This window comes from Arthrobacter sp. Dra40, assembly GCF_059091905.1.
The window spans coordinates 1-11,691 of record NZ_JBNHHB010000160.1; the positions used below are offsets into that span (position 1 = coordinate 1).

Sequence of the window (11,691 nt, forward strand, 5' to 3'; positions counted from 1 at the left end):
TGGGCTACATCGGCGCGCGCTCCGCGGCGCTGTCCGGCGCCGAGGTCTACGGAGCCGAAGTCAACCCCGAGACGCAGAAATTGGCCGACGAGATCGGCCTGGCCGGCGTCGCCAACTCGATAGAGGAGTTTAAGGACAAGAACCTGGAGCTGATCGTCGACTACGCCGGTTTCGGCACCACCACCTCGGCCGCCATCGAGACCCTCGGCGAGTTCGGCACCCTGGTCCAAGTCGGCATGGGACGGCTGGAAGCGACCGTCAACACCTATCCGATCATCATCAACCAGCTCACCATCAGGGGCTCAAAGTCCGGCACGAAGGAAGATCTGGCCGGCATCTACAAACTCATGAAGACCGGCGAACTCAACCCCCCGATGAACCACATCACGCACGCCGACATCCCGGGCGCCATCGACAAACTCAGGGCCGGCGGAGTCGTTGGCCGCTTCATCGCGATGTACGAGTGATGAAGTAACGCGGAGCGTCTTCGGTTAGTTGGCGGGCAAGGCGGTAAGCCCCGGTGCTGGCTACAGGCCGAAGCGCGGGGCCTCGATGGCCGGGCAGGTGTCCATCACGACGTCCAGTCCGGCCGCCTTGGCCCGTTCCGCCGCGGCTTCATCGACGACTCCGAGCTGGAGCCAGACCGCCTTCGCTCCCACCTCGATGGCCTGGTCCACCACCGGGCCGACCCTTTGGGAGTTCACGAAGCAGTCCACCACGTCGATCTCGCCGGGGATATCCGCGAGCTTCTTGTAGCCGGCCAGACCGTGGACATCGTCGCCTTGCAGATTGACGGGGACGACTTCCATGTCCAGCTGGTCCATCAGGTAGCGGGCGATGCGCATCGCCACCCGGTGCGGATTGGTGGAGAGCCCCACCACGGCCCAGCGGCCTGGGGTTTCCAGCAGCCGGCGGACGACTTCAGGATCATTCTGGTGTGCCATGGCTCGACCCTACCCGCCGCTTCCCGGCACCGGTACCGTCAGTTCCGCGCCGGCATCGTCGCCGGCCATGCCCCGGCACCCGGCCCGCACGTGATGCGCAGGGGAATCCCGTCGGGGAGCAAAATAACGCCCTTAAAGCGGGGCTAAGGGCGCTATCCGAAGAGTCGATGCCGGGCTAGCCGGCCAGCGGGGAGGTTGCGGCATCCGCGTGTTCCGCCACCCAGTTGCCCACCAGTTCGAGCACTTCGGCGTCCACCGGCTCGCGGATCTGGCGCTTGTAGTCGGAGAGGGTCGGAGCCTTCGGGTCCCGGCGCAGCAAATGTGAGAGGTCCTCGATTTTCCGGGTGGTCACCGGGCCCGGAACGGTGGCCGCGATGATGTCCAGGTCGCCCGGGTCCACCTGCACGTCCTTGGCGCCGGTGATGGCCAGCACCGGGATCTGCAAGCGCTCCAGGTACGGAACGGGGTCGAAATCAAGGAACTCCCGCAGCCAGAGCGCGTTCACCTTGCGGCCCTGCATGCGCACCACGTCCTTGGTGGTGGTCCGGATTTTTTCCACCGACTTCGCCTGCATCTTGACCAGGTCCTGACGGAAGAGCTTCAGCAGCAAACGCGGGAAGACGGGCAGCGCGTCACCGATCTGGGCGGTCTGCCATCTGCCTGTCTCAAACCCGGTCTGTGCCGAGGCTGACAGCAACACGATGCCGTCCACTCGCGTGCCGGGATCTGCCGCCACGGCCGCTGCGTGGTAGCTGCCTTCGCTGTGGCCGACCAGGAACACCGGCAGGCCCGCGGCCTTCTGGGCGGCCATCCAACGGAGGGCGGCTGCGGCGTCGTCAGTGTTTTGGCGGAATCCGGCTGCCCAAAAGGTTCCGTCCGACGCGCCGGTGCCGCGCTTGTCATAACGCAGCGAGGCGATGCCATGGCCGGCGAGCTCGCGCGCCAGGTCACGGCTGATGCCCAGCGGCATCCGCTTGTGATCGGCATTGCGGTCAACGGGACCGGAGCCGGGCAGGATCAGCGCGGCGCCGCGGACCATTCCGGCCGGCTTGGCCCAGGTTCCCACCAATTGCACGGTCCCGGAAGAGAAGCGCACCTCTTCTTCGGTGACCTGCTGGCCGGCGGGCAGGTTGGCGGCGGCACGGATCCGGGCGGCGGCGTCCTCGGCGTCCGGAAGCGAGACGACCACGCGGGCATACTTCTGTCCGGACAGGTCAAGCTGCACGGCCGGGGTGCCGCGGCGGGCCACGGCCAGCGTCTTGCCGCGGCCGCGCCAGGTTCCGATCCGCGTGACGCCCGGGATGGCCAGGCCGGGAGCCCGCAGCCCGTGCACGCCGTGAAAGGCGTCAACCAGAACCTCGACGGCGGTCACTGCCGACAGCGGGAACGTCTGGTTCCCGACCAGCCCGGCTATCTTCTCAAACCGGTCCAGCTCCAGCAGAACCTCATTGTTCCCCACGCGTATCGCCGCCACCGCGCCTCCCTCCGAATCGTTTGTCGCTGTGCCAGTCGTCTTCCGCCTCGACGGTTCCGTCCATGAGGGTGGCCCAGAAAGTACTCTCCGCTGCGAGGTCCGCGGCGTCGAACACGATGATCTGTCTGCTGATTTTCATGCGGTCATCCTGCCATCACACCGCTAGCGGCGTCCATGGCTAACGCCGGACGTGGTTGCTTGCCAGTGTGGTTCGCACTGGGGACCGGATTGCGCCTTTATTGCGGCGGATTACGGGTCATTATTACGGACGGTTTGCCGGGAGCGCCGCGGGTGCCGTTAAGTAAGGGGTGACCATCCCGAGCGGCCGAGAGACCTGGATCGACGACGCCGCAGCAACCCTGGTCACCAGCGTGTCGTCCCAGACTGCCGGTGATATCGAGGTGACAAGCCACGGGTACGGCCGGCGGAAGCCGGACGCACGGCTTGATCCGTAGGGTGCTACTGCCAGGATCGATGGAGTGATCCCATGACTGCTGTACTGTCGTCGTCCCGCCACGCGGCTTCCGCGTCCGCGGCACCCACGGCACCCACAACCAGCTCCGCCCTTGGCGTCTCCTTCCGCGGCCTGAACCGCACCTTCGGAGCCGGTTCCAACGCCCACACCGTGCTGCGTGACGTGAACTTCGAGGTCCGCCCCGGCGAGGTGCTGGCCATCCTGGGCCCGTCCGGCTGCGGCAAATCCACCTTGCTCCGCGCCGCCGCCGGCCTCGACGCGCCCAGCGCCGGCAGCGTGGAGATCGACGGAACTGCCGTCCAGGGCATCGATTCCCGTTGCGCTGTGGCGTTCCAGGAGCCGCGCCTGTTGCCGTGGCACACCCTGCAGGCCAACGTGGCGATCGGGCTGCCCAAGACCTCCAGCGCCAAACAGGGCAAGTCCAAGGTCGCCCGGCTGCTGGATCTGGTGGGTTTGGCGACGTTCGCCAAGCACCGTCCGCGCGAAGTCTCCGGCGGCATGGCCCAGCGTGCCTCGCTGGCCCGTGCCCTGGCCCGGAACCCTGGCGTGCTGCTGCTGGACGAACCGTTCGGCGCGCTGGACGCACTGACCCGTATCAAGATGCAGGACCTGTTGTTGGAAATCCATGCGGCGGAACCGACCACCGTGCTGCTGGTGACCCACGACGTGGACGAAGCCCTGCAGCTGGCGGACCGGATCATCGTGCTCGGCAAGGAAGAAGGCCGCCAGGACGACGGCGCCACGATCGTGCGCACCGTCGACGTTCCCGGTGACCGCCCGCGGGACCGCGGCTCGGTCGAGCTGGCCCGGATGCGCCGCTCGCTGCTCGAAAGCCTCGGCGTCGACGGCCATTAGGGCCGACGTCTCCACACATCACGTCAAGCAATTCCCGGGCCGTTCGCGCCCGAAAACCACCCGTCGCGAAATGTCTCCCCATTCCGCACCATCCGAAGGAACCACCGTGTCTATAGCCCGCCGCTTCTCCCGCCGCTCGATCCTCGGCGCGGCCGCCGTCGCTGCCACCGCCTCGCTGGCCCTGACCGGTTGCGTTGCCGGCGAAGGGTCCGAAGCGACCGCCGCCGCGGGCACCGGCGACGGGGTACTGAACATCGACTTCGCCACCTACAACCCGCTAAGCCTGATCATCAAGGAGAAGGGCTGGCTGGAAGCCACCTTGGCCGAGGAAGGCGTCGAGGTGAATTGGCTGCAGTCCGCCGGTTCCAACAAGGCCAACGAGGCACTGCGTTCCGGAGCGGTCGACGTCGGCTCCACCGCCGGTTCGGCCGCACTGCTGGCCCGTGCCAACGGCTCGCCGATCAAGACCATCAGCCTCTACTCGCAGCCGGAATGGGCGGCGCTGGTGACACTGCCGGACTCCGGCATCAAGTCCGTCGAGGACCTCAAGGGCAAGTCCGTGGCCGCCACCAAGGGCACCGATCCCTACTTCTTCCTGCTCCAGGCCCTGGAAGAAGCCGGCCTCTCGACTGATGACGTCACCGTGGAGAACCTGCAGCACGCGGACGGCTTGACCGCATTGAAGCAGGGTTCGGTCGACGCCTGGTCGGGCCTGGATCCGATCATGGCCGGCGCCGAGCAGGACGGCGCCGAGCTGTTCTACCGGAATCTGGACTTCAACACCTACGGCTTCCTTAACGCCACAGAATCCTTCCTGGAAGAGGAACCGGAAGTGGCCCAGGCTGTGGTAAACGCCTACGAGAAGGCGCGCGCGTGGGCCGCCGAGAACCCGGAGGAAACAGCGCAGATCCTCGCCGACGTCGCCGGTCTGGACCTTGAGGTCGCCACCAAGGTGATCATCGAGCGCAGCAACCTGGACGTTGAGCCGGCTCCGGGCGAGAAGCAGCGCGCGGTGCTGGAAAAGGTCGGACCGGCGTTCGTCGAGACCGGTGACGTGAAGAGCCAGGCCGACATCGACAAGGCTTTGGCCACCTTGCTCGACGACTCGCTGGTGAAGAAGGCCGATCCGTCGGCCATCAAGGAATCCTGATGCCCCTCGGCAACCCGGGCGACACCGGCGGCAGTTTTTATGCGGCCAGCCAGGAAGGCCTAAAAGCCTCCGGCGTGCTCGCAACCGTGGTTTCGGTCCGGCCCGGAATGGACGGTCCTTCTCGCGAGCAGTCCCCCGCCACCGGGCGGCCTGCGGGCGGGCTGCTGGGCAACGGTTGGGCCCGCTTGCTCCTTGGCCTGCTGCTGCCCGCCGCACTGCTCGCGGCCTGGCAGTGGAGCACCTCGGCCGGCCTGTTCAGCTCCGTCCAGCTGCCCGCCCCGGCAGCGGTCATCGAGGCCGCGGTCGACCTGGTCCAGCGCGGTGAGCTCGCCCAGCACGTCGCCATCTCCACCCAGCGCGTGCTGCTCGGTTTCGCGCTCGGCGCGGCCCTGGGCCTGGTCTTCGGCGCGCTGATCGGCCTGTCCAAGGTGGCCGACGTGCTGCTCTCCCCCACCATCGGGGCGCTGCGTGCGGTGCCGTCGCTGGCGTGGGTGCCGCTGCTGATCCTGTGGATGAAGATCGGCGAGGACTCAAAGGTCACGTTGATCCTGATCGGCGCGTTCTTCCCGGTCTTCACCACGGTCTCGCTGGCGTTGCGCCACGTGGACAAAAACCTGGTGGAAGCAGGCCGCGCCTTCGGGCTGAAGGGCGTGAAGCTGCTGACCACCGTGCAGCTTCCGGCCGTGGTGCCCGCCGTGTTCTCCGGACTGCGGCTGGCGCTGGCACAGGCGTGGCTGTTTCTGGTGGCGGCGGAACTGATCGCCTCCTCCATGGGCCTGGGCTTCCTGCTCACGGATTCACAGAACAACGGCCGCACGGACCGGCTGCTGCTGGCCATCGTCCTGTTGGCCATCATCGGCAAGATCACCGACGCGCTCCTGGGAGTTGCGGAGAAATGGGCAGTCAAAAGATGGGCATAGAAATAGCCGAAACCGCCGCCGGCCGGACAACCGCCGGGAACACCGCCGTCGCGCTTGACGAGGGCCTGGCGCCTTACCGCGACCAGGTGACCGCCTGGCCGGAACCGCAGACCGAGGCCGAGCGGATTGCGTTCTGGGAGCGTGCCGCCGCCCGGCTTCAGTGGGCCGAGCCGTGGCACACCGCGCACTCAGCCACCCCGGCGGACACCGCGGCGCGACGGGGCCCCGAGCTGCGCTGGTTCGACGGCGGTAAGCTCAACGCCGCGGTCAACTGCGCCGACCGGCACGTGGCCGCCGGGTTGGGCGACAAGGTGGCGCTGTACTTCGAGGGCGAGCCCGGCGACCGCCGCACAGTGACCTACCGCGAGCTGCAGGAACTGGTCTCGCAGGCCGCCAACGCGCTGCTGGCGCTGGGCATCGGCAAGGGCGACCGGGTGGTCATCTACCTGCCGGTGCTGGTGGAAACGATTGTCATCACCTTGGCGTGCGCGCGGATCGGGGCGGTGCATTCGCTGGTGTTCGGCGGCTTCTCCGCGGAGGCGCTGAAGTTCCGGGTGGAGGACACCCGCGCCAAGCTGCTGGTCACCACCGACGGCCAGTACCGCCGCGGCACCACCGTTCCGGTCAAGGTCAACGCAGACGCCGCGGTGTCCGGCGAAAACGCGATCCAGCATGTGCTGGTCATCAACCGCACCGGGCACACGGACATCAACTGGGTGGAAGGCCGCGACGTGTGGTGGCACGACGTCGTCGAGACCCAGCCGCGCGTGCACGAGGCGGAGGCATTCGACGCCGAGACGCCGCTGTTCATCATGTACACCTCCGGCACCACCGGGCAGCCCAAGGGGCTGGTCCACACCACCGGCGGGTACCTGACGCAGGCGTCGTTCAGCCATTCGTACCTGTTCAGCAACCCCGACCCGGAGGCGCGGGCGGACGACGTACACTGGTGCACCGCCGACCTGGCCTGGGTCACGGCGCACACCTACGAGATCTACGGGCCGCTGAGCAACGGCGTCACCCAGGTGATCTATGAAGGCGTGCCCAACGCCCCGCACCCCGGCCGGCACTTCGAGGTCATCCAGCGCTACGGCGTCACCAGCTACTACACCGCGCCCACCCTGGTCCGGTCGCTGATGGGCTGGTTCCCGGACGGCATTCCCGCCGAGTACGACCTGAGCTCCATCCGGCTGGCCGGCACCGTGGGCGAGGCGGTGAACCCGGAGGCGTGGCGCTGGCTGCGCGCCGAGGTGGGCCGCGATTCGCTGGTTGCCGGGGATCCGTCGTCGGGCATTCCCATGGTGGACACGTGGTGGCAATCCGAAACCGGCGCCACCGTACTCTCGCCGCGCCAGACCGATGCGTCCTTCAAGCCCGGCTGCGCCACCCGCGCCCTGCCGGGGCTGGCCACGGACATTGTGGACGACGACGGCGCCCGGGTGGGGGCCGGGGAGCAGGGCAACATTGTGGTCACCAGGACCGGCCCGTCAATGGCCCGGACGGTGTGGGGCAACCCGGAGCGCTATTTCACGTCCTACTGGGAGAAGTACGCGGCGCAGGGCTGGTTCTTGGCCGGCGACGGCGCCCGCTTCGACGACGACGGCGATACCTGGATCCTGGGTCGCACCGACGACGTCATCAACATCTCGGGCCACCGGCTGTCCACCATCGAGATCGAGTCCGCACTGGTCTCGCACCCGGCCGTGGTGGAGGCCGGCGTCTGCCCGACATACGACGCAAAGACCGGGCACGCCGCCACCGCGTTCGTGGTGCCGCGCGACAAGTCGCTGATTGGAACGCGGGTTGCCGGGCCCGGGGCTTCGGGGGCCGGGGCGCCGGGGGCCGCCGCTGCCGGGGAGCAGGCCATCGCCGCAGCCCAGGCCGAAGCGGTGAAGGCCCTCCGGGACCACGTGGCCACGCAGATCGGGCCGGTGGCCAAGCCGCGCGACGTGGTTTTTGTGCCGGACGTGCCCAAAACCCGCAGTGGCAAAATCATGCGGCGGCTGCTGACCCAACTCTTTGAGGGGACGGCGCTGGGTGACACGACCAGTTTGCAGAACGAGCCGTGCATCGCCGAGATCCAGGCCATCTGCTGGGCGCGGTGAGAGGCTTGCCGGCCCCATCCGTTCGCTCCCACGTCTTAGCGGAGGCTCACGGCGTTTCTCCTAGTCAGGGCAATGCGACCCTTTCGAAACATGGGAAGTTAGTCCTATACGTGGGAGTGAACCATGCAGGTCCATCAGGCCGACCTCCGCAGCATGGTCAGGACCTCAGCGACAACGCGTTCCGGCGTGAAGACCAGGTCCTCGTAAACGTATCTGAGGGTGGGCAGCCCGCTGAGCATGCCCGCATTGTTCCGCCTCCGGTCTTTGAGGAAGGTTGCGCGATCCCAGTGGAAGTCGAATCCGTCTAGCTCAATGATGAGGCGGCCTTCCACCACCATATCCACCCGCCCGAGTCCCCGGATCCGCACCTGTGTTTCCACGTGCAAACCGGCAGCGCGGAAAAGGTCGCGGGCAATAACCTCCAACGGCGAGTCGGCGTCATGGCCTATGCTCTGCACCAGCTGCCGCCGCAAGCTGTTTCGGGTTCCCGGCAGTCGATCCACCAGCTCTGCCTTGGAAACCCGTCCGAGACGAACCGCCGACTCGGCTACGACCAGCGCTTCCAAGCGCGGACGGCAGCGGATTGCGTGCAGCACACAATCCAGGATCCCTACGTAACCCCACCTGCCCTCGACTGCAAGGCTGCCCCGGTGCTTGACCACGGTCTCGGGTTGTCTGCCATGGTCGGTCAAGAGATGCAATTGGGGCGGGTCTTTCACCGTCCAAAGTCCAAGCTCCCTGGCGGCCGAGACGCATGTGATGAGCCCACCGGCCGTCATTGCGATGCGGAGGTTCGCATCCGCATTGGCGGTGCCCACGAGCCCCCGTCGAAGGGACATCACGGCACCTGACGAGATGGCCACTTTGAGCGCATCCGGTCCGATGCCGGCCCTGCGCAGATCCTTGACGAAGGCTGTTCCTCCTCTTTTCGCCACCCAGCCGGCGATCGTTTCGGGAGTCTGCATGTACTCGAGGATGACCGCACCGTTCGGCGGCCACCACTGCCGGGTCCAGGATTGTGGATACCGGACGGCCAGCAAAGCAATTCCTGCGCACGCTGGCTCTGGGTCGAGGAGACGATGCTGGGGCGACGCGGCCTCGCTGCAGAAGGAACCGACCCGCAGATCCAGCCCCGGCAGGCGCGCCAAAAGCTTCCCGGTCCGGCCTGCCTAGTCCTCCCGCAGCGCGCGCACCAGCGATTCGAACCGTTCGTTGCCCGGCAGGTCGTCGAGCAGGATGGCTTCCCCGTCCGGCCCTGCCAGCGGGATCCGCCAGTTCGGGTATTCGTCAGCGGTGCCCGGTTGGTTCTGGGTTCGCCGCTCCCCGACGGCGTCGGTGAGCGCAATCCCCAGCAGCACCGACGGGGTCTGGGTGATGAACGCGTGCAGTGCCTCCACGGTGCGTTGTTCCGCGGTGGCGACGTCGTCGTCGTGCTGGGGCGCAGCCGGAACCCGCGAGCGCACCAGCGAGAGCACGGATTCCTGGGCTGCCTGGTCCAAAGTCCGCTCCTCCTCCACCGGACGGTTCAGCAGGCCCAGCGATTCGCGCAGGTCCACGTGCTCGCCGGCAAGGTAACCGGCAGTGGGCGGCAGGTCGTGCGTGGTGACGCTCGTGAGGCAGGAGCGGCGGTAGCTCTCCGGCGGGCGGGGGTTGGCGCCGTCGTACTCGAACCACAGGATGGAGGTGCCCAGGATGCCGCGCTCGGCCAGGTAGTCCTGCACCCCCGGCTCGAAGACCCCGAGGTCCTCACCGATCACGACGACGCCGGCGCGTTCCGCTTCCAGGGCGAGGATGCCGATCAAAGCCTCGTGGTCGTAATACACATAGGCGCCTTCGCCAGGAGGGCTGCCGACGGGGATCCACCACAACCGGAACAGGCCGAGGATATGGTCCACCCGGATTCCGCCGGCGTGCCGCAGGATGGTCCGCAGCATGTCCCGGTAGGCGGCATAGCCGGATTCCGCCAGGCGGCGGGGATGCCACGGCGGCTGGGACCAGTTCTGGCCCTGCTGGTTGAACATGTCCGGCGGCGCTCCGACCGAGATTCCGGTGGCCAGCACGTCCTGCAACGCCCAGGCATCGGCGCCGGTCGGATGGACGCCGACCGCGAGGTCATGCACTACCCCGATGTTCATTCCCGCGTCGAGGGCGCGGCGCTGAGCGGTCTCCAGTTGTTCGTCGCACAGCCATTGCAGCCACTGATGGAACTCGATGCGGTCCTTCAGCGCGCTGCGCTGCGACTCGATGAACGCAGGGTCGGACCATTCGGGAGCGCCGGCCGGAAGTGTTTCGGCGAGCGCGCACCACAGGGCAAAGCGCTCCAACCCCTCGCCCTCCTGGCTGCGGAAATCCTCGAACCGCTGCTGCCGTTCGGCCGATCGTGGCACCGCGAAGACCGCTTCCAGCGCCTGCAGCTTGGCCGCATAAACGGGATCACGGTCCAAGATGCCGGCGTCCACATTCGCCTCGTGGAAGTTGTTGGCCAGCGGGATGTCCCGGGCTTCGGGCACGTCCTCAATCCGCAGGTACAGCGGATTGACGAACCGGCGCGTGGCGGGCAGGTAGGGCGAGGGCTCCACCGGCGGGATGGGCTGCGCCGCGTGCAGCGGATTGATCAGGACGAAGCCGGCACCCTTGGCAGCAGCCGTTTCGGCCAGGACGGCGAGGTCGTCGAGATCACCGATGCCCCAGGACGACCGCGAGCGCACCGAGTACAGCTGTGCCATCAAGCCCCAGGTCCGGGGAAGCCGGTCAGCGGTGGTGAGCCGCCGCGGGGTGACCACCAGCGCGCACTGTGCCAGGCTGCCGGTCGTCGTCCCCCGGCCGGCTCCGGCCTCGGACACGGTTCCGGCCCCGGTTACCTCCAGCGTGTGCCAGCCGAGCGGGAGGTCGGCCGGGACGACCGCCGTGAAACGACCGCCCGGGTCACCGTCCACGTCCGGACTGCCGGGCACCACCTCGACGTCGCGCCGGGTTCCGTCCTCCAAGAGGATGCTGGCCCCCGGCCGGACACCGGCGCCAACATTGACCGGAATCTCCGTGGGGGTGCCTTGGCGGAGGACGACGGCGGGGGGCAGCGTGCGCTGCGACGGCGCGAGTTCGGCGGCGCGCAGGGATGCGGTGACATCGTCGTCGGTTGCGCAGGGGACGTTCAGCGCGGTGAGGACAGCAACCAGTGTTGCCGGTCCGACTTCCTTCTCGCCGCCGTCCCACCCGCGGAAGGTAGTGCCGACGCCGTGTTTCTGTGCGAGGCGCTGCAACGCCGAGAGCTCAGCCATAAATCCAATCTACGGGAAACCAGGCTGCACGGTCGCTCTGGATCCACCGACGCACGCTGCCGCGGCGCTTCTCCATCAGGGCATTCTTGGTAGCCGGGCCGGTCAGCGGGCACTTGAAGGTCATGCCGAGCCCGGCGACCCCCGGTCTGTCCGGGGAGGTCCTACCGGCGGGCGGAAACAGGAAGCGCTGCCGTCCCGCCTGCCGCCGGTCTGTCCGGCACAGCGCCTAGGTGTGGCCGATGCCGCACCACCGCCGGGGACAGACGAACGGGACCAGCATCAAGGCCGCCGTTGGGCACCCAACCGGGCACCGCCGTCGTGCTGGAGACTTTTGAGCAGGACGCAACGCGGCTCAACATTCTTGGCGCCCGGGCGGAACGTTGCGAGAATGATCGGGACCATCCCGAGCGGTTGAGAGATCTGGCTCTTTGACACCGCAGCAACCATCCGGCCCACCGGAAAGGTGCTACCGCCAGAAGCGATGGAGAGA

General features: G+C 67.6%; 11 protein-coding genes and 1 riboswitch. Of the genes, 6 read left to right on the forward strand and 5 right to left on the reverse strand.

Annotated elements, in window-relative coordinates; translation table 11 throughout:
- Positions 1 to 467: zinc-binding dehydrogenase (locus AC5RWT_RS28915; RefSeq protein ID WP_494083200.1), on the forward strand; the 467-nt coding region annotated here is incomplete at its 5' end.
- A 60-nt stretch (positions 468 to 527) separates the two neighbouring features.
- Here AC5RWT_RS28915 and AC5RWT_RS28920 read toward each other — a convergent pair.
- The 3 genes from AC5RWT_RS28920 to AC5RWT_RS28930 all read right to left on the reverse strand — a co-directional run bounded on the left by AC5RWT_RS28920 (position 528) and on the right by AC5RWT_RS28930 (position 2,557).
- Positions 528 to 944, reverse strand: coding sequence for a CoA-binding protein (locus tag AC5RWT_RS28920; RefSeq protein WP_494083201.1), 417 nt, complete (start codon positions 942 to 944; stop codon positions 528 to 530).
- Positions 945 to 1,119: 175 nt separating this feature from the next.
- Complete coding sequence (locus AC5RWT_RS28925) at positions 1,120 to 2,418, reverse strand: alpha/beta hydrolase (RefSeq protein ID WP_494083202.1); 1,299 nt, start codon at positions 2,416 to 2,418, stop codon at positions 1,120 to 1,122.
- On the reverse strand, positions 2,390 to 2,557 hold the full coding sequence (locus AC5RWT_RS28930) for a hypothetical protein (protein WP_494083203.1): 168 nt from the start codon (positions 2,555 to 2,557) through the stop codon (positions 2,390 to 2,392). The genes AC5RWT_RS28925 and AC5RWT_RS28930 overlap by 29 nt, the downstream gene beginning before the upstream one ends.
- A gap of 169 nt (positions 2,558 to 2,726) precedes the next feature.
- Between AC5RWT_RS28930 and AC5RWT_RS28935 the strand changes: the two genes are divergently transcribed.
- The 5 genes from AC5RWT_RS28935 (at position 2,727) to AC5RWT_RS28955 (ending at position 7,923) form a co-directional block, all read left to right on the forward strand.
- Complete coding sequence (locus tag AC5RWT_RS28935; RefSeq protein ID WP_493969454.1) at positions 2,727 to 2,873, forward strand: hypothetical protein; 147 nt, start codon at positions 2,727 to 2,729, stop codon at positions 2,871 to 2,873.
- A gap of 32 nt (positions 2,874 to 2,905) precedes the next feature.
- Positions 2,906 to 3,748, forward strand: a complete 843-nt coding sequence (locus tag AC5RWT_RS28940; RefSeq protein WP_494083204.1) for an ABC transporter ATP-binding protein — start codon at positions 2,906 to 2,908, stop codon at positions 3,746 to 3,748.
- 70 nt (positions 3,749 to 3,818) lie between these two features.
- Complete coding sequence (locus AC5RWT_RS28945; RefSeq protein ID WP_494083205.1) at positions 3,819 to 4,898, forward strand: aliphatic sulfonate ABC transporter substrate-binding protein; 1,080 nt, start codon at positions 3,819 to 3,821, stop codon at positions 4,896 to 4,898.
- A gap of 107 nt (positions 4,899 to 5,005) precedes the next feature.
- On the forward strand, positions 5,006 to 5,818 hold the full coding sequence (locus AC5RWT_RS28950) for an ABC transporter permease (protein ID WP_494083209.1): 813 nt from the start codon (positions 5,006 to 5,008) through the stop codon (positions 5,816 to 5,818).
- Positions 5,794 to 7,923 (forward strand): acetate--CoA ligase, encoded by a 2,130-nt coding sequence (locus tag AC5RWT_RS28955; protein ID WP_494083206.1) that lies wholly within the window; start codon positions 5,794 to 5,796, stop codon positions 7,921 to 7,923. Before AC5RWT_RS28950 ends, AC5RWT_RS28955 begins: the two co-directional genes overlap by 25 nt.
- Before the next feature lie 134 nt (positions 7,924 to 8,057).
- Here the strand turns inward: AC5RWT_RS28955 and AC5RWT_RS28960 are convergent, their stop codons facing one another.
- Together AC5RWT_RS28960 and malQ are read right to left on the reverse strand one after the other, a co-directional pair.
- Entirely contained in the window at positions 8,058 to 8,888 is an 831-nt protein-coding gene (locus AC5RWT_RS28960) for an endonuclease domain-containing protein (protein WP_494083207.1), read from the reverse strand.
- A gap of 204 nt (positions 8,889 to 9,092) precedes the next feature.
- A complete protein-coding gene (gene malQ / locus AC5RWT_RS28965) occupies positions 9,093 to 11,201 on the reverse strand; it encodes a 4-alpha-glucanotransferase (protein ID WP_494083208.1) in 2,109 nt (702 codons plus the stop codon).
- A gap of 395 nt (positions 11,202 to 11,596) precedes the next feature.
- A riboswitch (SAM riboswitch) is annotated at positions 11,597 to 11,689 on the forward strand.
- The last annotated feature ends 2 nt before the right edge of the window (positions 11,690 to 11,691 follow it).